This is a genomic window from Mesorhizobium sp. LNHC252B00 (assembly GCF_000502955.1).
GTDB lineage: Bacteria > Pseudomonadota > Alphaproteobacteria > Rhizobiales > Rhizobiaceae > Mesorhizobium.
Window position 1 is genome coordinate 1 of record NZ_AYWO01000050.1, and the last position, 22,517, is coordinate 22,517.

The 22,517-nt window shown below is 62.0% G+C and carries 17 protein-coding genes, 1 tRNA gene and 1 pseudogene; 17 read left to right on the forward strand and 2 right to left on the reverse strand.

Annotated elements, in window-relative coordinates; genetic code table 11:
• The 13 genes and pseudogenes from X744_RS1000000173040 to X744_RS140960 all read left to right on the forward strand — a co-directional run.
• Nucleotides 1-111: pseudogene (locus X744_RS1000000173040) on the forward strand (elongation factor Tu); the annotation flags it as partial.
• Between the two features lie 163 nt (nucleotides 112-274).
• A complete protein-coding gene (locus X744_RS141015) occupies nucleotides 275-1,915 on the forward strand; it encodes a hypothetical protein (RefSeq protein WP_023762903.1) in 1,641 nt (546 codons plus the stop codon).
• Nucleotides 1,916-2,016: 101 nt separating this feature from the next.
• The gene (locus X744_RS141010) at nucleotides 2,017-2,499 is read left to right on the forward strand and encodes a group II truncated hemoglobin (protein WP_023762904.1); all 483 of its coding nucleotides are present in this window, start codon (nucleotides 2,017-2,019) and stop codon (nucleotides 2,497-2,499) included.
• 194 nt (nucleotides 2,500-2,693) lie between these two features.
• A tRNA-Trp gene (locus tag X744_RS141005) sits at nucleotides 2,694-2,769 on the forward strand.
• A 398-nt stretch (nucleotides 2,770-3,167) separates the two neighbouring features.
• The gene (gene secE, locus X744_RS141000; protein WP_013531408.1) at nucleotides 3,168-3,371 is read left to right on the forward strand and encodes a preprotein translocase subunit SecE; all 204 of its coding nucleotides are present in this window, start codon (nucleotides 3,168-3,170) and stop codon (nucleotides 3,369-3,371) included.
• Nucleotides 3,372-3,398: 27 nt separating this feature from the next.
• A complete protein-coding gene (gene nusG, locus X744_RS140995) occupies nucleotides 3,399-3,926 on the forward strand; it encodes a transcription termination/antitermination protein NusG (RefSeq protein ID WP_013531409.1) in 528 nt (175 codons plus the stop codon).
• Nucleotides 3,927-4,100: 174 nt separating this feature from the next.
• On the forward strand, nucleotides 4,101-4,529 hold the full coding sequence (rplK, locus tag X744_RS140990) for a 50S ribosomal protein L11 (protein WP_013531410.1): 429 nt from the start codon (nucleotides 4,101-4,103) through the stop codon (nucleotides 4,527-4,529).
• Between the two features lie 4 nt (nucleotides 4,530-4,533).
• Nucleotides 4,534-5,232 (forward strand): 50S ribosomal protein L1, encoded by a 699-nt coding sequence (rplA, locus tag X744_RS140985; protein ID WP_023762906.1) that lies wholly within the window; start codon nucleotides 4,534-4,536, stop codon nucleotides 5,230-5,232.
• Between the two features lie 376 nt (nucleotides 5,233-5,608).
• Nucleotides 5,609-6,127: a 50S ribosomal protein L10 gene (gene rplJ, locus X744_RS140980; protein ID WP_013531412.1), complete on the forward strand. Its 519-nt coding sequence runs from the start codon at nucleotides 5,609-5,611 to the stop codon at nucleotides 6,125-6,127.
• Between the two features lie 54 nt (nucleotides 6,128-6,181).
• Complete coding sequence (gene rplL, locus X744_RS140975) at nucleotides 6,182-6,559, forward strand: 50S ribosomal protein L7/L12 (protein WP_023762907.1); 378 nt, start codon at nucleotides 6,182-6,184, stop codon at nucleotides 6,557-6,559.
• Between the two features lie 251 nt (nucleotides 6,560-6,810).
• Nucleotides 6,811-10,947, forward strand: a complete 4,137-nt coding sequence (rpoB, locus tag X744_RS140970) for a DNA-directed RNA polymerase subunit beta (RefSeq protein WP_023762908.1) — start codon at nucleotides 6,811-6,813, stop codon at nucleotides 10,945-10,947.
• A 129-nt stretch (nucleotides 10,948-11,076) separates the two neighbouring features.
• A complete protein-coding gene (gene rpoC / locus X744_RS140965) occupies nucleotides 11,077-15,273 on the forward strand; it encodes a DNA-directed RNA polymerase subunit beta' (protein ID WP_023762909.1) in 4,197 nt (1,398 codons plus the stop codon).
• Nucleotides 15,274-15,409: 136 nt separating this feature from the next.
• Nucleotides 15,410-16,075: an O-methyltransferase gene (locus X744_RS140960; RefSeq protein WP_023762910.1), complete on the forward strand. Its 666-nt coding sequence runs from the start codon at nucleotides 15,410-15,412 to the stop codon at nucleotides 16,073-16,075.
• Between the two features lie 295 nt (nucleotides 16,076-16,370).
• Here the strand turns inward: X744_RS140960 and X744_RS140955 are convergent, their stop codons facing one another.
• Complete coding sequence (locus tag X744_RS140955; protein ID WP_023762911.1) at nucleotides 16,371-17,297, reverse strand: Gfo/Idh/MocA family oxidoreductase; 927 nt, start codon at nucleotides 17,295-17,297, stop codon at nucleotides 16,371-16,373.
• A gap of 175 nt (nucleotides 17,298-17,472) precedes the next feature.
• A complete protein-coding gene (locus X744_RS140950; RefSeq protein ID WP_023762912.1) occupies nucleotides 17,473-17,754 on the reverse strand; it encodes a transcriptional regulator in 282 nt (93 codons plus the stop codon).
• A gap of 495 nt (nucleotides 17,755-18,249) precedes the next feature.
• Here X744_RS140950 and rpsL point away from each other — a divergent pair, with 495 nt between their 5' ends.
• The 4 genes from rpsL to X744_RS1000000175715 form a co-directional block, all read left to right on the forward strand.
• Nucleotides 18,250-18,621 carry a 30S ribosomal protein S12 gene (gene rpsL, locus X744_RS140945; protein WP_006333356.1) on the forward strand — a complete coding sequence of 124 codons (372 nt, stop codon included), beginning with the start codon at nucleotides 18,250-18,252 and terminating at the stop codon, nucleotides 18,619-18,621.
• 74 nt (nucleotides 18,622-18,695) lie between these two features.
• A complete protein-coding gene (gene rpsG, locus X744_RS140940; protein ID WP_008875664.1) occupies nucleotides 18,696-19,166 on the forward strand; it encodes a 30S ribosomal protein S7 in 471 nt (156 codons plus the stop codon).
• 29 nt (nucleotides 19,167-19,195) lie between these two features.
• Complete coding sequence (gene fusA / locus X744_RS140935; RefSeq protein ID WP_023762913.1) at nucleotides 19,196-21,286, forward strand: elongation factor G; 2,091 nt, start codon at nucleotides 19,196-19,198, stop codon at nucleotides 21,284-21,286.
• Between the two features lie 98 nt (nucleotides 21,287-21,384).
• On the forward strand, nucleotides 21,385-22,517 hold a 1,133-nt coding region (locus X744_RS1000000175715), incomplete at its 3' end, for a GTP-binding protein (RefSeq protein ID WP_023762914.1).

The following is a 22,517-nucleotide window of genomic DNA, read 5'->3' on the forward strand; positions in this document are numbered from 1 at the left end:
GTCGATGTCGAGCTGATCGTGCCGATCGCCATGGAAGAGAAGCTGCGCTTCGCCATCCGTGAAGGCGGCCGCACCGTCGGTGCCGGCATCGTCGTCACCATCAAGGAATAACCGACGCCGGCCTGCGCCGGTGAGGTTCGAAAAAGAAAGGGCGGTCCTTGGGGCCGCCCTTTCTTTTTGCCCCCGGAGATCGGTGCCCCGCGATGTCGTGCAGACCCTGTTGCAAGCATTTGGACCTCGTTTAGTATGGATTGCATCAAGGGGCTTTTTCCAGATGGTTCCAGGGCGCCTTTTCCATCGTCGGGCATTGTGGCTGCGGCTGATCTGCCTGCTGGCGTTGCTTGTCACGGGACGTGCCTTTGCGACGGATACCGCCCCGGATCTCGGTCCGACGATGCAGTTTGGCATTGTTCGCAGCAATGCACCGGGGTGCGAGCCGATCTGCCCGGAATGGATCTCGGCCGAAGGCTCGATAGAAGCCGGAACGCCGGCCCTGTTCAAACGCATGCTGAAGACGCTTGGCGGGCGAAGCCTGCCGATCGTCGTGGATTCTCCCGGCGGCAATGTCGAGGCGGCGCTGGCGCTTGGCCGGCTGATCCGCAAGAACATGCTTGATATCGCGATAGGCAAGACGGTGTTCTCCGGTTGCCGCCCCGACGCGGACGGTTGCCATGACCGTAACAAGAATGGCGCCCCTTACCTCGGCGATATCGTTGACTACGGCGCCATGTGCAACTCCGCCTGCCCATTGATGTTTGCCGGCGGTGTCCGGCGTGTGGTTGGCGAATGGGCCTTTCTCGGCGTCCACCAGATCACCACGACCTACATCCGCACGAAATTGCAATACAGGACCACCTACCGCATCGTGGCGGGCAAGAAGAAGGTGCTCAACACAAGGATCGTCAGTCGCAAGGACGCCGGCAGCTACAAGACCTACGAGATGAGCAAGGCGGTGGAGAAAAGGCTGGCGGCCTATCTCGACGAGATGGGCATCGATCAGGGCGTGCTCGAAACGATGAAGAGCACGCCGGCCAGCGAAATCCACCAGATCGCCCTCGACGACATGCTGACGATGAAATTGGTCACCAGCCTGGATGCTGTGGACCTGTTGACTGCCGCAGGCCTGTGCAGGCCGGACCGATTGGCCGCGAATTGCCTGGAAATACCAGGGAACAAGCCCGATGGCCTGACGACCGCGGCCAAGCCTGCCCCGCTGCCGGCGGAGCCCGAGGGCGTGCAGCGCGATGAAGACATGCGCTTCGTCGTGGTTCGCGGCGGCAATCCGCTCTGCAATCCTGATTGCCCCGAATGGATCTCGGCGGAAGGTGCGATCACGCCTCAGACCCCTCAGAAGCTGCGCCAGTTGCTCGCCACGCTTGGCGACCGGCAGCTGCCGGTCGTGATCAGCTCAAAGGGTGGTGACCTGCTTGGCGCTCTGGCGGCGGGACGGCTTATCCACCAAAGGAAGCTCGACGTTGCCGTTGGCCGCACCGATTTCGTCGACTGTGACCCGGCAAAGTGGAGTTGCCTGGCCAAGGAGGGCGCCTATGCCGGGCTGAGCGTCGATGCGGGAGTGGAGTGCGGTTCGGCCTGTGCGCTTGTGCTTGCCGGCGGGGTGAGACGGCTTGTCGGTCCCCGTGCGCGGCTTAGCCTTTACCCGATGGGGCAAAAGCAGGTGGTCAGGGCCTATCTCGAGGAGATGGCGCTCGGTCCCGCTCTGTTCGCAGCGATCGAGGGGCGCTCGGTCGAGCGGCAACTGGAACCAAGCACGATGCTGAGGGTCGGGTTGACGACGAGCCCGCAATCGGTCGACGCGCTGACCGGCGCCACCATCTGCGGCGCGGTGCCGAAACCGCAGAATTGCCGGATCCGGCCTTCCGCCAATGCCGAGGCTGACGCGCCCGCCAAATTGTAGGGCGGCAATGTCGGAGACTGGCCATCGAGGCAGGTTGAGCCATTCTCGATTTTTCCGCTATCGTCGCTGCTGGCGGCGCCGGGGCCGGCGGAGGATCGAGAATGAGCCAGGATATCCCGACACTCTACGACTGGGCCGGCGGCGGCGAGGCGTTGAACCGGCTGACCCAGACTTTCTATGACAAGGTGGCGCTGGACCCGATCGTCGGGCCGGTGTTCAAGGCCATGTCGCCGGATCATCCCGCCCATGTCGCGGCCTTCATCGGCGAGGTGTTCGGCGGACCGAAAACCTACAGCGAGCAATTTGGCGGCCATCGCGAGATGGTCATGCACCATCTGGGCAAGCATCTGACCGAGGAGCAGCGCCGCCGCTGGATCAACCTCCTTGCCGATGCCGCCGACGCGGTCGGCCTGCCCGACGATCCGGAGTTTCGTTCGGCCTTCATGGGCTATGTCGAATGGGGATCGCGGCTGGCCAAGATGAACTCCAATCTCGGCGAAACCTGCGATCCCGAGACGGAACCGATGCCGGCCTGGGGCTGGGGCGTGCCGGGCGGGCCATATCGGCCGCCGGATCCAAAGTAGCTTTCGGTCGCCACGGGAGGTCCCGGAGCGATGCCGAAAAACTTCAAGGTCGTGCGCTTGCGCGAGTTGGATGGCCCCAGCCTCAACCATCTGGTGCAGAGGAACGGGCTTAAGGCGCGTTTGCTTGCGAACCACTCTTTACAGAGCGAGCGGAAGCTTTTAGGAAGCGCCTGCTGCGCCGAGATGCGCACGATACGGGCATAGCTCAGTTGGTAGAGCGGCGGTCTCCAAAACCGCAGGTCGTAGGTTCGAGCCCTGCTGCCCGTGCCATTTCTCGAAATGGCACTCAACGTGATATTTCGCCATTTTTCGAAATGGCGTTTCAAAACGATATTTCTACGGTCTGCCCTTTGAAAATCGGCGACCCGCTTGCCATATTACCTCACTTGGGGCATAAAGCCCTCATAGCCGGGACGGAACGACTGGATGGTTCCGAGGCGGCGTTTGGTCATAAAGCGGACACTTGCCACTTGCGTGGATCAAGAATCGGTTTTATGTAGACGAAACAGACACGCGACGCGTGGAGCTGGGAAGCCGGCTTTACGCGTCTGATTTGCATGGGCGAAATGTTTGCGCTGATTCGGCGCGAGATTGGCTCAGGCGGCACGTCCCGGCCAGCGGGATCATCCAGGGGACCCGGCCAACGGGTCTTGAAGACAGAGCGGCATATGGCTTCGAAAACCACAAATCCTTTCGTCTTTCTCCAGCAGGTTCGCGCGGAGACCGCCAAGGTGACTTGGCCGTCGCGACGCGAAACGATGATCTCGACGGTCATGGTCCTGGCTTTCGCTGTGATCGCGATGATCTTTTTCTTCACCGCTGATCAGCTCATGGGCCTCGCGGTCGAACAGATTCTGGGCATCGGACGCTAAGTCCGGCGATTACGGAGAAGTCTTGAAATGACCGCGCGCTGGTACATCGTCCACGCCTATTCGAACTTTGAAAAGAAGGTCGCCGAGGATATCGAGAACAAGGCCAAGCAGAAGGGCCTGTCCGCCGACATCCACCAGATCGTGGTTCCGACCGAGAAGGTCGTCGAGGTTCGCCGCGGCCGCAAGGTCGATGCCGAGCGCAAGTTCTTCCCGGGCTATGTGCTGCTGAAGGCCAATCTGACCGACGCTGTGTTCTCGCTGGTCAAGAACACGCCGAAGGTCACCGGCTTCCTGGGTGACTCCAAGCCAGTGCCGATCACCGAGGCGGAAGCCCAGCGCATCCTGAACCAGGTGCAGGAAGGCGTCGAGCGGCCAAAGCCTTCGGTCACGTTCGAGATCGGCGAGGCGATCCGCGTTTCGGATGGCCCCTTCGCGTCGTTCAACGGTTTCGTCCAGGAAGTGGACGAGGAGCGGGCGCGGCTCAAGGTGGAAGTTTCGATCTTCGGGCGCGCCGTGCCTGTCGATCTGGAATTCGGACAGGTCGAAAAGGGCTGATCCGAAATCCCTGCCGCCAAGCGCGGCAGGAAAGAGCGGCGCGGAGATCGCGCGGTTCTTGAGGGCGGTGGGAGACGAGTGCGGCTTTAGCCGGCCGCATGGATCGCACCACCAGACTGCAACCGCCGGGTTTCCCAGACAGTTGGGCCGGCATAGACAAAGGCAGGAAAAGAGATGGCTAAGAAAATTGCAGGCCAGCTCAAGCTCCAGGTGAAAGCGGGATCGGCGACGCCGTCTCCCCCGATCGGCCCGGCGCTTGGTCAGCGTGGCATCAACATCATGGAATTCTGCAAGGCGTTCAACGCGCAGACCCAGGAAATGGAAAAGGGATCGCCGGTTCCGGTCGTCATCACCTACTACCAGGACAAGTCCTTCACCTTCGTCATGAAGACGGCGCCGGTGAGCTACTTCCTGAAGAAGGCGGCCAACCTGACGTCTGGTTCCAAGGAGCCGGGCAAGGTCAAGGCCGGTACGGTTTCGCGCGACAAGGTCCGCGAGATCGCAACCGCGAAGATGAAGGATCTGAACGCAAACGACGTCGAAGCGGCCATGCGCATGGTCGAGGGCTCCGCCCGCTCGATGGGTCTGGAAGTGGTGGGCTAAGATCATGGCAAAGATTGCAAAGCGTGTATCGAAGACCCGCGAAGGCATCGATCCCAACAAGGCTTATGCCCTGGGTGACGCGCTGAAGCTGCTCAAGGACCGTTCCTCGGTCAAGTTCGACGAGACCATCGAAGTCGCCATGAACCTCGGCGTCGACCCGCGCCACGCCGACCAGATGGTCCGCGGCGTGGTCAACCTGCCGAACGGCACCGGCCGCTCGGTGCGCGTCGCTGTGTTTGCGCGCGGCGACAAGGCTGACGAAGCTCGCGCCGCCGGCGCCGACATCGTCGGTGCCGAGGATCTGGTCGACATCGTCCAGAAGGGCACGATCGATTTCGATCGCTGCATCGCCACTCCGGACATGATGCCGCTCGTCGGCCGTCTGGGGAAAGTGCTCGGCCCGCGCGGCATGATGCCGAACCCGAAGGTTGGCACCGTCACCACCGACGTTGCCGCCGCCGTCAAGGCATCGAAGGGCGGCGCTGTCGAGTTCCGCGTCGAGAAAGCCGGCATCGTTCATGCCGGCGTCGGCAAGGTCTCGTTCGAGGTCACGGCCCTGGAAGAGAACATCCGCGCCTTCGCCGACGCGGTGACCAGGGCAAAGCCGGCTGGTGCCAAGGGCAACTACGTCAAGAAGGTGTCGGTCACCTCGACGATGGGTCCGGGCCTCAAGCTCGACGTCGCGACGCTCACAGCGTCCTGATACGAACATTTGGATCGGGCCGCTAAAGGCCTGATCCGCAAGTGAATTCCGGGCCTCCGACTTGTCGGCGGCCCGGTACCGGAAACCGAGAGGTTTCCGGACATCCTGTCCGAGATTGCAGGCGGCCCAGAAGCCTTAATTCGATTTGGGCCTGCATGAGACGGGTGAAGACCGGACAACGGAGCGATCGCTCCAATGAAAGGTTCGAACCGTGTTTGCCTTTTGTCTGCGCATCGCCGGCTTGACCGTCGATGTGGCGAAAGGGGGCAGGATCCTCGAGCGTCGTTCGGGAGATCCGTTACTGGATGGCCCGGCCGACAAAGGCAACCCGACGCCTGTCCCCGTTAATGGGGCAGGGGTCAACTGGAGATAGGCAGTGGACAGAGCGGAAAAACGCGAACTCGTCACGGGCCTGAACGGTGCGTTCTCGAACGCAGGTTCAGTGGTCGTGGCCCACTACGCCGGTATCACCGTCGCGCAAATGAACGACCTTCGGTCGAAAATGCGCGCCGCCGGTGGCACCGTCAAAGTCGCGAAGAACCGTCTCGCCAAAATCGCTCTTCAGGGCACGGACTCCGCATCGATCATCGAGCTGTTCAAGGGACAGACGCTGATTGCTTATTCGGAGGATCCGATTGCGGCGCCGAAGGTCGCGTCCGATTTCGCCAAGGGAAATGACAAGCTCGTCATTCTCGGCGGCGCAATGGGCACCACCTCGCTCAACGCCGACGGTGTGAAGGCACTCGCCACACTTCCGTCGCTCGATGAGCTGCGCGCCAGGCTGGTTGGCATGATCGCCACGCCGGCAACCCGGATCGCCCAGATCGTCAATGCGCCAGCGGCCTCGGTCGCGCGCGTCATCGGCGCTTACGCCCGGAAGGACGAGGCGGCATGAGGCCGTTCCTCGCTATCACAAACACACGTTCGAACCTTATGAAGGAATACAACAATGGCTGATCTCGCAAAGATCGTAGACGACCTTTCGAAGCTGACCGTCCTCGAGGCGGCCGAGCTGTCGAAGCTTCTGGAAGAAAAGTGGGGCGTTTCCGCCGCTGCTCCGGTGGCTGTTGCCGCTGCTGGCGGTGGTGCGGCTGCAGCTGCTCCGGTCGAGGAAAAGACGGAATTCGACGTCGTCCTTACCGAGGCAGGCGCTCAGAAGATCAACGTCATCAAGGAAGTCCGCGCCATCACCGGCCTTGGCCTCAAGGAAGCCAAGGATCTGGTCGAAGCGGCTCCGAAGCCGGTCAAGGAAGGCGTTTCCAAGGCCGACGCTGACAAGTTCAAGGCCCAGCTGGAAGCAGCCGGCGCCAAGGTCGACCTGAAGTAAGCGTAAAAGCGGCGGACGGCCTCGCGCCGTCCGCCACTCCCTTCGCCTGGAGGGAGGACGCGTAACGCGAGACATACGAAAACCTCTTTCCTGAGGGCCGAAAACCGGCCTTCAGGAAACGGGTTTTCTCCCGTTCTAGCCGGCAGCCGACAGGCACCGGGAAAACAGACAAAGGGTTGCCGCCAAGGTGGCCCAGCATGCAAGGCGAGCCGCGGCGAGGCTCGTCCCGAGTTTAGAGCTAAGGAGCGACGATGGCCCAGACCCAGACTTTCAATGGCCGCAGACGCGTACGCAAGTTCTTCGGAAAGATTCCGGAAGTTGCGGAGATGCCGAACCTGATCGAGGTTCAGAAGGCATCCTATGACCAGTTCCTGATGGTGGCGGAGCCCAAGGGTGGGCGTCCGGACGAGGGACTGCAGGCCGTTTTCAAGTCGGTCTTCCCGATCTCCGATTTTTCCGGCTCCTCGATGCTGGAGTTCGTGAAGTACGAGTTCGAAGGACCGAAATTCGACGTTGACGAATGCCGTCAGCGCGACCTCACCTATGCCGCGCCGCTCAAGGTGACGCTGCGCCTCATCGTGTTCGATATCGACGAGGATACCGGCGCCAAGTCCATCAAGGACATCAAGGAGCAGGACGTCTACATGGGCGACATGCCGCTCATGACCCTGAACGGCACCTTCATCGTCAACGGCACCGAGCGCGTCATCGTCTCGCAGATGCACCGCTCGCCGGGCGTCTTCTTCGACCATGACAAGGGCAAGTCGCACTCGTCGGGCAAGCTTCTGTTTGCCGCGCGCGTCATTCCCTATCGCGGTTCGTGGCTCGACATCGAGTTCGATTCCAAGGACGTCGTGCACGCCCGCATCGACCGTCGCCGCAAGATTCCGGTGACGTCGCTGCTGATGGCGCTCGGCATGGACGGCGAAGAGATCCTGTCGACCTTCTACAACAAGATCACCTATGTGCGTGCCGGCGACCACTGGCGCATTCCGTTCAACGTCGAGCGTTTCCGCGGCCTCAAGGCCGTCGGCGACCTGGTCGACGCCGATACGGGCGAAGTCGTTGTCGAGGCCGGCAAGAAGATCACCGCCCGCCAGGCAAGGGCGCTTGGCGAGAAGGGTCTCAAGGCGATCAAGGCGACCGACGAGGATCTGCTCGGCAACTACCTGGCCGAGGACATCGTCAACTACGCCACCGGCGAGATCTTCCTCGAAGCCGGCGACGAGATCGACGAGAAGACGCTGAAGGTGCTGCTCGGCACGGGCGAGGACGAGATCAAGGTTCTCGACATCGACCATGTCAATGTCGGCGCCTATATCCGCAACACGCTCAACGTCGACAAGAACGAGAGCCGCCAGGACGCGCTGTTCGACATCTATCGTGTCATGCGCCCAGGCGAGCCGCCGACGCTCGAAACCGCCGAAGCCATGTTCAACTCGCTGTTCTTCGACTCGGAGCGCTACGATCTGTCGGCCGTCGGCCGCGTCAAGATGAACATGCGTCTCGAGCTCAAGGCCGAGGACACCGTGCGCGTGCTGCGCAAGGACGACATCCTGGCCGTGGTCAGGACGCTGGTCGAACTGCGCGACGGCAAGGGCGAAATCGACGACATCGACAATCTCGGCAACCGCCGCGTGCGTTCGGTCGGCGAGTTGATGGAAAACCAGTACCGCGTCGGCCTGCTGCGCATGGAGCGCGCGATCAAGGAGCGTATGTCCTCGATCGAGATCGACACGGTCATGCCGCAGGACCTGATCAACGCCAAGCCGGCGGCTGCCGCCGTGCGCGAGTTCTTCGGTTCCTCGCAGCTGTCGCAGTTCATGGACCAGACCAACCCGCTGTCGGAGATCACCCACAAGCGCCGCCTCTCGGCGCTTGGACCGGGCGGTCTGACCCGTGAGCGCGCCGGCTTCGAGGTGCGCGACGTGCACCCGACGCATTACGGCCGTATCTGCCCGATCGAGACGCCGGAAGGCCCGAATATCGGTCTGATCAACTCGCTGGCCACCTTCGCACGCGTCAACAAGTACGGCTTCATCGAGAGCCCGTACCGCAAGATCGTCGATGGCAAGCTGACCAATGACGTCGTCTATCTCTCGGCGATGGAAGAGGCCAAGCACCATGTCGCGCAGGCCAACGCCGAGCTCGACAAGAACGGTGGCTTCGTCGACGAATTCGTCATTTGCCGCAGTGCCGGTGAAGTGATGATGGCGCCGCGCGAAAACGTCGATCTGATGGACGTGTCGCCCAAGCAGATGGTGTCGGTGGCCGCGGCCCTGATCCCGTTCCTGGAAAACGACGACGCCAACCGCGCTCTGATGGGCTCGAACATGCAGCGTCAGGCCGTGCCGCTGGTGCGCGCCGAGGCGCCGTTCGTCGGCACCGGCATGGAGCCGATCGTCGCCCGTGACTCGGGCGCCGCCATCGGCGCCCGCCGCGGCGGCATCGTCGACCAGGTGGACGCGACGCGTATCGTTATCCGCGCCACAGAGGATCTCGATCCGGGCAAGTCCGGCGTCGATATCTACCGGCTGATGAAGTTCCAGCGTTCGAACCAGAACACCTGCATCAACCAGCGTCCGCTGGTTCGTATGGGCGATCGGGTCAACAAGGGCGACATCATCGCCGACGGTCCGTCGACCGAGCTCGGTGATCTGGCGCTCGGCCGCAACGTGCTGGTCGCGTTCATGCCGTGGAATGGCTACAACTACGAGGACTCGATCCTCCTGTCCGAACGCATCGTCGCCGACGACGTCTTCACCTCGATCCACATCGAGGAGTTCGAGGTCATGGCGCGCGATACCAAGCTCGGCCCGGAGGAAATCACGCGCGATATTCCAAACGTCTCGGAAGAAGCGCTGAAGAACCTCGACGAAGCCGGCATCGTCTATATCGGTGCCGAAGTTCAGCCGGGTGACATCCTGGTCGGCAAGATCACGCCGAAGGGCGAAAGCCCGATGACGCCGGAAGAGAAGCTTCTGCGCGCCATCTTCGGCGAAAAGGCATCCGATGTGCGCGACACCTCGATGCGCATGCCTCCGGGCACCTTCGGCACCGTCGTCGAGGTGCGCGTGTTCAATCGCCACGGTGTGGAGAAGGACGAGCGCGCCATGGCGATCGAGCGCGAGGAGATCGAACGCCTCGCCAAGGACCGCGACGACGAGCAGGCCATCCTGGACCGTAACGTCTATGCGCGTCTTTCCGATGTGCTCGTCGGCAAGGAAGCGATCGCTGGACCGAAGGGCTTCAAGAAGGGCTCGACGCTGTCCAAGGATACGCTCGACGAGTATCCGCGTTCGCAGTGGTGGCAGTTTGCCGTGGAGAACGAAAAGCTCCAGAGCGAACTCGAAGCCCTGCGTGGCCAGTACGACGATTCCAAGAAGGCGCTCGAACAGCGTTTCATGGACAAGGTCGAGAAGGTCCAGCGCGGCGACGAAATGCCTCCGGGCGTCATGAAGATGGTCAAGGTCTTCGTGGCCGTGAAGCGCAAGATGCAGCCCGGCGACAAGATGGCCGGCCGTCACGGCAACAAGGGTGTCGTGTCGCGGATCGTTCCGGTCGAGGACATGCCTTTCCTCGAGGACGGCACTCATGCCGATATCGTGCTCAACCCCCTGGGTGTGCCGAGCCGCATGAATGTCGGCCAGATCCTGGAAACGCATCTGGGCTGGGCTTGCGCTGGTATGGGCAGGAAGATCGGCGAGCTGATTGACACGTACAAGGCAGCCGGCGACATCAAGCCGCTGCGCAAGACGCTCGAGAGCTTCATTCCGTCTAACGACCGCAACGAGCCGGTCCGCGACTATGACGACGAGAGCATTGTTCGCCTCAGCGAGCAGATGCGCCGCGGCGTTTCGATCGCGACCCCGGTGTTCGACGGCGCGCATGAGGCTGACATCAACATCATGCTGGAGCAGGCGGGCCTGCACACCAGCGGTCAGTCGCAGCTCTATGACGGACGCACGGGCGAGCCGTTCGATCGCAAGGTGACGATGGGCTACATCTACATGCTCAAGCTTCACCACCTCGTGGATGACAAGATCCACGCGCGTTCGATCGGTCCGTACTCGCTCGTCACCCAGCAGCCGCTGGGCGGCAAGGCGCAGTTCGGTGGCCAGCGCTTCGGCGAGATGGAGGTCTGGGCGCTCGAAGCATACGGCGCCGCCTACACGCTGCAGGAGATGCTGACGGTGAAGTCAGACGACGTCGCCGGCCGCACCAAGGTGTACGAGGCGATCGTGCGTGGCGACGACACTTTCGAGGCCGGTATCCCCGAGAGCTTCAACGTTCTCGTCAAGGAAATGCGGTCTCTCGGCCTCAATGTCGAGCTGGAGAACACCAAGCTCGAGGACGGCCCTATGCGGCTGCCCGACGCGGCTGAGTAAGGCAATGGCGCGCCACGGATTCCGCGGCGCGCCAATCGAATTCGACGGCCAGTGGCCGACAAAGACGGCGGGCGTTTGGCTCGCGACTAGATGCAAGGGGTTTTCGAGGACCCCGAAAAGGAGAACGGCATGAACCAAGAGGTCATGAATCTCTTCAATCCGCAGGCGCCTGCGCAGGTGTTCGATTCCATCCGGATATCGCTTGCCAGCCCTGAGAAGATTCTGTCCTGGTCTTTCGGCGAGATCAAGAAGCCGGAGACCATCAACTACCGCACCTTCAAGCCGGAGCGTGACGGTCTGTTCTGCGCGCGCATTTTTGGCCCGATCAAGGACTATGAGTGCCTGTGCGGCAAGTACAAGCGCATGAAGTACAAGGGCGTCATCTGCGAGAAGTGCGGCGTCGAAGTCACGCTGTCGCGCGTTCGCCGCGAGCGCATGGGCCATATCGAGCTGGCGGCACCTGTCGCTCACATCTGGTTCCTGAAGTCGCTGCCGTCGCGCATCGGCACGCTGCTCGACATGACCCTGAAGGACATCGAGCGCGTCCTCTACTTCGAGAACTACATCGTCACCGAACCTGGCCTCACCGCGCTGAAGGAGCACCAGCTGCTCAGCGAGGAAGAGTACATGATCGCCGTCGACGAGTATGGCGAGGATAGCTTCACCGCCATGATCGGCGCCGAGGCCATTCACGACCTCCTGGCCGGCATGGACCTGGAGAAGATCGCCGGCGACCTGCGTTCGGAACTGGCTTCGACCACCTCCGAGCTGAAGCAGAAGAAGTATCTGAAGCGGCTCAAGGTCGTCGAGAACTTCATGGAATCCGGCAACCGTCCGGAATGGATGATCATGAAGGTGGTCCCGGTGATCCCGCCGGACCTGCGCCCGCTCGTCCCGCTGGACGGCGGTCGCTTCGCTACATCGGATCTGAACGACCTCTACCGCCGCGTCATCAACCGCAACAACCGTCTGAAGCGGCTGATCGAGCTGCGCGCCCCGGGCATCATCGTGCGCAATGAAAAGCGCATGCTGCAGGAAGCCGTCGATGCGCTGTTCGACAACGGCCGTCGCGGCCGTGTCATCACCGGCGCCAACAAGCGTCCGCTGAAGTCGCTGTCCGACATGCTCAAGGGCAAGCAGGGCCGGTTCCGTCAGAACCTGCTCGGCAAGCGCGTCGACTATTCCGGCCGCTCGGTCATCGTGACCGGTCCGGAGCTCAAGCTGCACCAGTGCGGCCTGCCCAAGAAGATGGCGCTCGAACTGTTCAAGCCCTTCATCTACGCCCGTCTCGACGCCAAGGGTTACTCCTCGACCGTCAAGCAGGCGAAGAAGCTGGTCGAGAAGGAACGTCCGGAAGTCTGGGATATCCTCGACGAGGTCATCCGCGAGCATCCGGTGCTGTTGAACCGCGCGCCGACGCTGCACCGCTTGGGCATCCAGGCGTTCGAGCCGATCCTGATCGAAGGCAAGGCGATCCAGCTGCACCCGCTGGTCTGCACGGCCTTCAACGCCGACTTCGACGGCGACCAGATGGCTGTTCACGTGCCGCTGTCGCTGGAAGCGCAGCTTGAAGCCCGCGTGCTGATGATGTCGACCAACAACATCCTGCACCCGGCTTCCGGCGCGCCGATCATCGTGCCTTCGCAGGACATGGTTCTCGGTCTCTACTATCTCTCGATCGTCAACCAGAACGAGCCGGGCGAGGGCATGGTGTTTGCCGACATGGGCGAACTCCAGCACGCGCTCGAGACCAAGGCGGTGACACTGCACGCCAAGATCAAGGGACGCTTCCGCACGGTCGACGCCGAAGGCAAAGTCGTGTCGAAAATCTACGACACCACCCCTGGCCGCATGATCATCGGCGAGCTTCTGCCGAAGAATGTCAACGTGCCATACGAGACCGCCAACCAGGAGATGACCAAGAAGAACATCTCCAAGATGATCGACACCGTCTACCGCCACTGCGGTCAGAAGGAGACGGTCATTTTCTGCGATCGCATCATGGCGCTCGGCTTCAGCCATGCCTGCCGTGCCGGCATTTCGTTCGGCAAGGACGACATGCTGATCCCGGATGCCAAGATCAAGCTGGTCTCCGACACCGAGGCTTTGGCCAAGGAATACGAGCAGCAGTACAATGACGGCCTGATCACGCAGGGCGAGAAGTACAACAAGGTCGTCGACGCCTGGGCCAAGTGCTCTGAAAAGGTCGCCGACGAAATGATGGCCCGCATCAAGGCGGTCGAGTTCGAGGACAATGGCCGTCAAAAGCCGATGAACTCGATCTACATGATGTCGCACTCCGGTGCGCGTGGCTCGCCCACCCAGATGCGTCAGCTCGCCGGCATGCGCGGCCTTATGGCCAAGCCGTCGGGTGAAATCATCGAGACGCCGATCATCTCGAACTTCAAGGAAGGCCTGACCGTGCTCGAGTACTTCAACTCGACCCACGGCGCCCGCAAGGGTCTGGCCGACACCGCCTTGAAGACGGCGAACTCGGGTTACCTCACCCGTCGTCTGGTCGACGTGGCGCAGGACTGCATCGTCAACTCCGTCGACTGCGGCACCGACAAGGGCCTTACCATGCAGCCGATCGTCGATGCCGGTCAGGTCGTCGCTTCGGTCGGCCAGCGCGTGCTTGGTCGCACGTCGCTCGACGACATCACCCATCCGGTGTCGGGCGAGATCCTTGTCAAGGCCGGAACGCTGATGGACGAGCGTGACGTGGAACAGATCGAAAAGGCCGGCGTCCAGTCGGTTCGCATTCGCTCGGCACTGACTTGCGAAGTCAGGGTTGGCGTCTGCGCGGTCTGCTACGGTCGCGATCTGGCCCGCGGCACCCCGGTCAACCAGGGTGAAGCAGTCGGCGTCATCGCGGCGCAGTCGATTGGCGAGCCGGGCACCCAGCTCACCATGCGTACCTTCCACATGGGCGGTACCGCGCAGGTGGTGGACAGCTCGTTCCTTGAAGCCTCCTATGAGGGCAAGGTCGAGATCCGCAACCGCAACGTGGTGCGCAACTCCGACGGCCAGCAGATGGTCATGGGCCGCAACATGGCGGTGCTGATCCTCGACGAAGCCGGCAAGGAACGCGCCACGCACCGTCTCACCTATGGTTCGCGTATCTTCGTGGACGATGGCGACAAGGTGAAGCGCGGCCAGCGTATCGCCGAGTGGGATCCCTATACCCGTCCGGTCCTCACCGAAATCGAGGGCAGGGTGTCGTACGAGGATCTGGTCGACGGCATTTCCGTTCAGGAAACGGCCGACGAGTCGACCGGCATCACCAAGCGTGAGGTCATCGACTGGCGCTCGACGCCACGCGGCAACGACCTGAAGCCGGCAATTGCCATCCAGGACGCCAAGGGCAAGGTCGGCAAGCTGTCGAAGGGCGGCGACGCCCGCTTCCTGCTCTCGGTCGAGGCCATTCTTTCGGTCGAGCCGGGTGCACAGGTTCGCCCCGGCGACGTGCTGGCGCGTATCCCGATGGAAAGCGCCAAGACGAAGGACATCACCGGCGGTCTGCCGCGTGTTGCCGAACTGTTCGAGGCACGTCGTCCGAAGGATCACGCCATCATCGCCGAGATCGACGGCACGATCCGCTTCGGCCGCGACTACAAGAACAAGCGTCGCATCATCATCGAGCCGCATGACTCGACGCTTGAGCCGGTCGAATACCTGATCCCGAAGGGCAAGCCGTTCCATCTCCAGGACGGCGACGTCATCGAGAAGGGCGATTACATCCTCGACGGCAATCCGGCGCCGCACGATATCCTGGCGATCAAGGGCGTGGAGGCACTTGCTTCCTACCTCGTCAACGAGATCCAGGAAGTCTACCGTCTGCAGGGCGTGTCGATCAACGACAAGCACATCGAGGTGATCGTTCGCCAGATGCTGCAGAAGGTCGAGATCACCACGCAGGGCGACTCGACCTACATTCCGGGCGACCACGTCGACGTGATCGAGCTGGAGGAGGTCAATGATCGCCTGGTCGAGGACGGCAAGAAGCCGGCCGAAGGCCAGCCCGTGCTGCTCGGCATCACCAAGGCTTCGCTGCAGACGCCGTCCTTCATCTCGGCCGCCTCCTTCCAGGAGACGACCCGAGTGCTGACGGAAGCTGCTGTTGCCGGCAAGACCGACATGCTGCAGGGACTGAAGGAAAACGTCATCGTCGGCCGGCTTATCCCGGCCGGCACCGGCGGCACGATGAGCCAGATCCGGCGCATCGCCACATCGCGCGACGAACTGATCATCGACGAGCGCCGCAAGGCCTCCGGTGTGGAAGTTGCCGAGCCGATGCTTGCCGACATGACACACGCCGCGCAGTAAGCGCGGAAGACGAGAAGAAGAAAAAGGGGCCCAAGCGGCCCCTTTTTCGCGTTTGAAGCATGTCAAAGACCTCGCCCGAATTTCGTTCAGACGCGACACGCTTTAGGCTTCCATATCCGCATCTGAGGAGAAAGCCATGAGCGAAAAGACTTGGGCCGTTGTCGACGATTATATCGTCGCCTCCCTTTTTGATTCAGATCCCGTTCTTGATGCCGTTCTGGCGGCCAACCACGATCAGGGTTTGCCTGCGATCGATGTCTCGGCCGCGCAAGGCAAGCTGTTGTCGTTGCTGGTGCGTATCCGCGGCGCCAAGAACGTACTGGAGATCGGCACGCTTGGTGGGTACTCGACCATCTGGATGGCAAGGGAATTGCCCGCCGACGGCAGGATGGTGACGCTCGAACTCGATCCGCGCCATGCAAAGGTCGCGCGATCGAATTTCGAGCGGGCAGGGGTGTCGGCGCGGATCGACTTGCGGGTCGGGCCGGCACTTCAATCGCTTGCGGCTCTGGGTGCCGAGAATGCCGGGCCGTTCGATCTCATCTTCATCGACGCCGACAAGCCGAACAATCCTCACTATCTGTCCTGGGCCCTGCGGCTGTCCCGGCCCGGAACCGTCATAATCTGCGACAACGTCATCCGCGACGGTGCTGTGCTGAATGAGGATGGTCGCGACGCCAATGTCGAAGGCGCGCGCGCTGCGTTCTCGTTTATCGGCGGCGAGAAGCATCTGGACGGCACCGCCATCCAGACGGTCGGCGCGAAGGGCTACGACGGCTTTGCCATCACGATCGTCGAGTGAGATCACACCATGATTGTCTGAATGACGCTGATATCAGACCACATCGTTCGTACTCACTTGTCATCGGCTGTTCGTTTGATGACCGGCTTCCCCCAATCCGTCGCTGCTTCGCCGCGCCACCTTTCCCCCCTCCGGAGGGAAAGGAAGCCGCGTTGGACGAGACGAGCGTTGGCGGCAATAGGTTAGCGCCCTTCCTCTACCCCGTCGATCGGGGTAGAGGTGGCTCGGCGTAGCCGAGACGGAGTGGGGTCGACCTGGCACGAGCATGCATTCAAGCCAGGTCCACGTGTACAAATCAGTCGAAGAACGCCTCGACCACGTTGTGCTTGCCGAGCATGAAGGCATCGGCGACATGCTGGAGCGGGGCCAGATCGACATCGGAGATGCCGGCGCGCACGATCTCGGCGAATCGTCGGTAGAGCATCGGGTATTCCGCTTCGGGCTCTTCATGAATAACCTTGCCGTCGACGGCGAGCTTCGAGCCGCCGCCCGAAAGGACCATCGCGCCCTTGTCGGTCTCGGCCAGGATGTCCCAGCTTTGCGGGCCCGTCTGCAGCCAGTCGAGATCCATCGTCACCGGCAACCCGTTCGAGGTGCGGAATGTGACGCGCGCGGCAACCGGGGATGCGCGATTTTCGGGAAAATCCAGCACCGCCGAAGTGATGAACATCGGCGGCAGGATGTGAGTGGCGATCGACAGCGCGTTGATGCCGGGATCGAAAACGCCGAAGCCACCGGGAGCCCAGATCCACTCCTGGTTCGGGTGCCAGCGGCGCACGTCTTCCTTCCAGTTGATGGCGGCCGACTTGATCCTGGTCGAGTTCAGGAAGGCGCGAGCGGCCTCGACTGCCGGCGCATAGCGCGAGTGCCAGCTGGCGAACAGCGAGACGCCGTTCTGCGCGGCCAATGCCTTGAGGTTCTCGACCTCGCTGACCGTGGCGCCTGGGGGCTTTTCCAGGAAGACATGCTTCTTCGCCGTCAGCGCCGTGCGCGCGGCGTCGTAGCGGAACTGCGGCGGCATGCAGAGCGAGACGGCCTCGAGCTCGGGTACGGCGTCGAGCATCGCTTCGATATCGGGGAAATTCGGGATATTTTCCACCTTGCCGTGCCGGCTGGCAGCAGCGACCAGGCGATAGTTCTTGTCTTTCGCCAGGGCCGGCAGGTGTTGGTCGCGGACGATCTTGCCGACGCCGACGATGCCTATGTTGATGGGCTGGGACACGGCCGCTCCGTCTGTTGAATGATGGTGATGGCTTCTTATCAGAACACTTACCCCGGGCAAGCCGACAGGCCAACCTCAGTCTTCCTCGATCTGAGCGCCGGCGTTCGTCGGCCAGGAAGCCTAGATCGCCGATTCGCCTCGGCAACCGATTCGAAAGCTGGGCCGAGGCCCGGGTTCAGATCGGCACGTCGAAGGTGACGATCGACACTTCGCCTTCGAGCGCGCCCTGGAAGGCGGAAAGATGCGGCTCTTCGTCGGGCACGCCGTCCATGTCGCCGATCTGGTCGAGCTCGGCCTCGGCGTAGCCTTCCGCGGCAAGCGATTCGAGTGCCCGGCGCACCGCCGAATCGTCGTCGGGCGCGACCAGCATGACGTGGACGCCTTCCGGTTTGCCGCCCTTTTTCTTCCACACCCGGCCGGTGATGATGGTGACCGGGCGTTCTTCGTTGTCGTTCACGGGCCGATTCCTCTTGGCGATATGTGGGCGGGCGAGGGGGTTGTGACTGCTCATGCGGCCTTTTCGCATGAAGAAGAGCCGCGCAACAGCGCAAAGCCGTTCACTTTGCTAAGGCTTGGCACTTTCTTCCTCGCCCTTGCAAAATTGCGAAAGAAAATTACATGCGTTTTTCGCATGGCTGCCGAGCCTTGATTGGCGCGCAATATTTGGCGCTCCGGGCTTGACGGTTCGCGGTCTTACGAGTAGAAGCCGCCCAGTCAGAACCGATGTGAGGCTCTCCCTTCCGAAGCGACACGCTTTGGAGTTTGCCTCAAACAGGGTTCGTTTTACGAGCGAAAAGACATTTCCGGCGTGCACGAAGCGGCTTCCGCTTCCTCTGCGATTTGTTCGGGCAAGACCGCGAGGCGCGGTTTGTGGCCCGAATTTGCGTATGGAAATGACGCTTTGAGCGGCCCTGACCGGGCGAGACACGGAATTGAGAGACAAGAGGGTTTAATGCCTACCGTCAACCAGCTGATCCGCAAGCCGCGCATTGCGCCGGTGAAGCGCAACAAGGTCCCGGCCATGCAGCAGAACCCGCAGAAGCGGGGCGTCTGCACGCGCGTCTATACAACGACGCCGAAGAAGCCGAACTCGGCGCTGCGCAAGGTGGCCAAGATCCGCCTGACCAATGGTTTTGAAGTGATCGGGTACATCCCCGGCGAAGGCCACAACCTTCAGGAACACTCCGTGGTCATGATCCGCGGCGGCCGCGTCAAGGATCTTCCGGGCGTTCGCTACCACATCATCCGCGGCGTGCTCGACACGCAGGGTGTGAAGAACCGCAAGCAGCGCCGTTCGAAGTACGGCGCCAAGCGCCCGAAGTAAGGCGCACGAAGTAAGATTTTCCGGCCTTGGCGCTGCTTGAGTGCGTCGGGCTATGAGATTGAGAGACAAAAGCCATGTCGCGTCGTCACAGTGCAGAAAAGCGTGAGATCAATCCGGACCCGAAGTTCGGCGATCTGATCGTCACCAAGTTCATGAACGCCGTCATGTATGACGGCAAGAAGTCGGTTGCCGAGACCATCGTCTACGGCGCACTCGACCAGGTTCAGTCGAAGACCAAGCAGGAGCCGGTCACGGTCTTCCATCAGGCACTCGACAATGTCGCGCCGCATGTGGAAGTGCGTTCGCGTCGTGTCGGCGGCGCCACCTACCAGGTTCCGGTCGACGTGCGCCCCGAGCGCCGCCAGGCATTGGCCATTCGCTGGCTGATCGCCGCAGCCCGCAACCGCAACGAGACAACGATGGTCGACCGCCTTTCCGGCGAGCTGATGGACGCGGCCAACAACCGCGGCACCGCCGTCAAGAAGCGTGAAGACACCCACAAGATGGCTGAAGCCAACCGCGCTTTCGCGCACTACCGCTGGTAAAGCGCGAACGAGACTGAGAGGCAGCTACGATGGCCCGCGAATACAAAATCGAAGACTACCGCAATTTCGGTATCATGGCGCATATTGACGCCGGCAAGACGACGACCACCGAGCGCGTCCTCTATTATACGGGCAAGTCGCACAAGATCGGCGAAGTCCACGACGGCGCTGCCACCATGGATTGGATGGAGCAGGAGCAGGAGCGCGGCATCACCATCACGTCCGCCGCGACCACGACCTTCTGGAAGGCTCGTGACGGCAAGATGCACCGCTTCAACATCATCGACACTCCCGGCCACGTCGACTTCACCATCGAAGTCGAGCGTTCGCTGCGCGTTCTCGACGGCGCTATTGCGCTGCTCGATGCCAATGCCGGTGTTGAGCCGCAGACGGAAACTGTCTGGCGCCAGGCCGACAAGTACCGCGTTCCGCGCATGATCTTCTGCAACAAGATGGACAAGATCGGCGCCGACTTCTATCGCTCGGTCGAGATGATCGGTTCGCGCCTTGGTGCGCATGCCGTCGTCATGCAGCTGCCTATCGGCGCCGAGACCGAGTTCAAGGGCGTTGTCGACCTCGTCGAGATGAACGCGCTGGTCTGGCGCGACGAGACGCTGGGCGCCGCCTGGGATGTCGTCGAGATCCCGGACGACCTCAAGGCTCGTGCCGAGGAATACCGCGAGAAGATGATCGAGGCCGCCGTCGAAATGGACGAGACGGCGCTTGAGAATTACCTCGAAGGCAAGATGCCGTCGAATGACGAAATCCGCGCGCTGATCCGCAAGGGCACCATCGCGGTGAAGTTCTACCCGATGTTCTGTGGCTCAGCCTTCAAGAACAAGGGCGTGCAGCCGCTGCTCGACGCCGTCGTCGAATATCTGCCGTCGCCGGCCGATGTTCCGGCCATCAAGGGCGTCGATGCCAAGACCGACGCCGAGATCGAGCGTCACGCCGACGACAACGAGCCGCTGTCGATGCTCGCCTTCAAGATCATGAACGACCCGTTCGTCGGTTCGCTGACCTTTGCCCGCATCTATTCGGGCAAGCTCACCAAGGGCATCTCGGTCGACAACACCGTGAAGGGCAAGAAGGAGCGCATCGGCCGCATGCTGCAGATGCATGCGAATTCGCGCGCCGACGTCGAAGAGGCTTTTGCCGGCGACATCGTTGCTCTGGCCGGTCTCAAGGACACGACCACCGGCGACACGCTCAGCGACCCGCTGCATCCGGTCATCCTCGAGCGCATGGAATTCCCCGATCCGGTCATCCAGATCGCGATCGAGCCGAAGACCAAGAACGACCAGGAAAAGATGGGCCTCGCCCTTCACCGCCTGGCCGCCGAGGATCCGTCCTTCCGCGTCAAGACCGACGAGGAAAGCGGCCAGACCATCATCTCCGGCATGGGCGAGCTTCACCTCGACATCATCGTCGACCGCATGCGTCGCGAGTTCAAGGTCGAGGCCAATGTCGGCGCGCCGCAGGTGGCCTATCGCGAGACGATCACCCGCAGGCACGAGCAGGATTACACCCATAAGAAGCAGACTGGCGGTACCGGTCAGTTCGCCCGGGTCAAGATCGTCTTCGAGCCGAACCCGGACAGCAGCGAGTTTGAATTCGAGACCAAGATCGTCGGCGGCGCTGTGCCGAAGGAATACATCCCCGGTGTCGAAAAGGGCATCAACAGCGTCATGACTTCGGGTCCGTTCGCGGGCTTCCCGATGATCGGCGTCAAGGCGACGCTGATCGATGGTGCTTACCACGATGTTGACTCCAGCGTCCTGGCCTTCGAAATCGCCGGCCGCGCCTGCTTCCGCGAAGCCGCACCCAAGCTTGGCGTGCAGCTGCTCGAGCCGATCATGAAGGTCGAAGTGGTGACGCCGGAAGACTACGTCGGCAGCGTCATCGGCGATCTGAATGGCCGTCGCGGCCAGATCCAGGGCCAGGAAGCGCGTGGCGTGGCTGTGGTCATCAACGCGATGGTGCCGCTCGCCAACATGTTCAAGTATGTCGACAACCTGCGCTCGATGAGCCAGGGCCGTGCGGCCTACACGATGCAGTTCGATCACTATGAGCCGGTCCCCACGGCGGTGGCTCAGGAAGTCCAGAAGAAATACGCGTAAGGGTTCTTTAGCCGCCGGCGTCGCCTCCCTTGAGCGATCCGGATCTGAAGAGCGAATAACAATTTCCCCCAAGCGGGTAGAATAGACGGAGAACGATTATGGCCAAAGGTAAATTCGAGCGTAACAAGCCTCACGTGAACATCGGCACGATTGGCCACGTCGACCATGGCAAGACGTCGCTGACGGCNAAAGGTAAATTCGAGCGTAACAAGCCTCACGTGAACATCGGCACGATTGGCCACGTCGACCATGGCAAGACGTCGCTGACGGCGGCGATCACCAAGTATTTTGGCGAGTACAAGCGCTACGACCAGATCGACGCTGCGCCTGAGGAAAAGGCGCGCGGCATCACGATCTCGACGGCGCACGTCGAATACGAGACGGCCAACCGCCACTACGCTCACGTCGACTGCCCCGGCCACGCCGACTATGTGAAGAACATGATCACCGGTGCGGCGCAGATGGATGGCGCGATCCTGGTCGTGTCGGCCGCCGACGGCCCGATGCCGCAGACCCGCGAGCACATCCTGCTTGCCCGTCAGGTCGGCGTGCCGTCGATCGTGGTGTTCTTGAACAAGGTCGACCAGGTCGACGACGCCGAGCTGCTCGAACTGGTCGAGCTCGAGGTGCGCGAGCTTCTGACCAAGAACGAGTTCCCCGGCGACGACATTCCGATCGTCAAGGGTTCGGCGCTGGCGGCTCTTGAAGATTCGGACAAGAAGATCGGCGAGGACGCGATCCGCGAGCTGATGGCTGCGGTCGATGCCTACATCCCGACCCCGGTCCNGGTCGACGACGCCGAGCTGCTCGAACTGGTCGAGCTCGAGGTTCGCGAATTGCTGTCGAAGAACGAATTCCCCGGCGACGACATTCCGATCGTCAAGGGTTCGGCGCTTGCCGCTCTGGAAGATTCGGACAAGAAGATCGGCGAGGACGCGATCCGCGAGCTGATGGCTGCGGTCGATGCCTACATCCCGACCCCGGTCCGTCCGCTCGACAAGCCGTTCCTGATGCCGATCGAGGACGTGTTCTCGATCTCGGGCCGTGGCACGGTCGTCACCGGCCGCGTCGAGCGCGGCGTGGTCAAGGTCGGCGAGGAACTCGAGATCATCGGCATCCGTCCGACGACCAAGACGACCTGCACCGGCGTCGAGATGTTCCGCAAGCTGCTCGATCAGGGCCAGGCTGGCGACAACATCGGCGCGCTGCTGCGCGGCGTTGATCGTGAAGG

Bases quoted from the DNA above. Each gene is read 5' to 3' on its own strand.
- X744_RS141015 (WP_023762903.1), top strand. From the start codon at position 275: ATGGTTCCAGGGCGCCTTTTCCATCGTCGGGCATTGTGGCTGCGGCTG.
- X744_RS141010 (WP_023762904.1), top strand. From the start codon at position 2,017: ATGAGCCAGGATATCCCGACACTCTACGACTGGGCCGGCGGCGGCGAG.
- secE (WP_013531408.1), top strand. From the start codon at position 3,168: ATGGCTTCGAAAACCACAAATCCTTTCGTCTTTCTCCAGCAGGTTCGC.
- nusG (WP_013531409.1), top strand. From the start codon at position 3,399: ATGACCGCGCGCTGGTACATCGTCCACGCCTATTCGAACTTTGAAAAG.
- rplK (WP_013531410.1), top strand. From the start codon at position 4,101: ATGGCTAAGAAAATTGCAGGCCAGCTCAAGCTCCAGGTGAAAGCGGGA.
- rplA (WP_023762906.1), top strand. From the start codon at position 4,534: ATGGCAAAGATTGCAAAGCGTGTATCGAAGACCCGCGAAGGCATCGAT.
- rplL (WP_023762907.1), top strand. From the start codon at position 6,182: ATGGCTGATCTCGCAAAGATCGTAGACGACCTTTCGAAGCTGACCGTC.
- rpoB (WP_023762908.1), top strand. From the start codon at position 6,811: ATGGCCCAGACCCAGACTTTCAATGGCCGCAGACGCGTACGCAAGTTC.
- rpoC (WP_023762909.1), top strand. From the start codon at position 11,077: ATGAACCAAGAGGTCATGAATCTCTTCAATCCGCAGGCGCCTGCGCAG.
- X744_RS140960 (WP_023762910.1), top strand. From the start codon at position 15,410: ATGAGCGAAAAGACTTGGGCCGTTGTCGACGATTATATCGTCGCCTCC.
- rpsL (WP_006333356.1), top strand. From the start codon at position 18,250: ATGCCTACCGTCAACCAGCTGATCCGCAAGCCGCGCATTGCGCCGGTG.
- rpsG (WP_008875664.1), top strand. From the start codon at position 18,696: ATGTCGCGTCGTCACAGTGCAGAAAAGCGTGAGATCAATCCGGACCCG.
- fusA (WP_023762913.1), top strand. From the start codon at position 19,196: ATGGCCCGCGAATACAAAATCGAAGACTACCGCAATTTCGGTATCATG.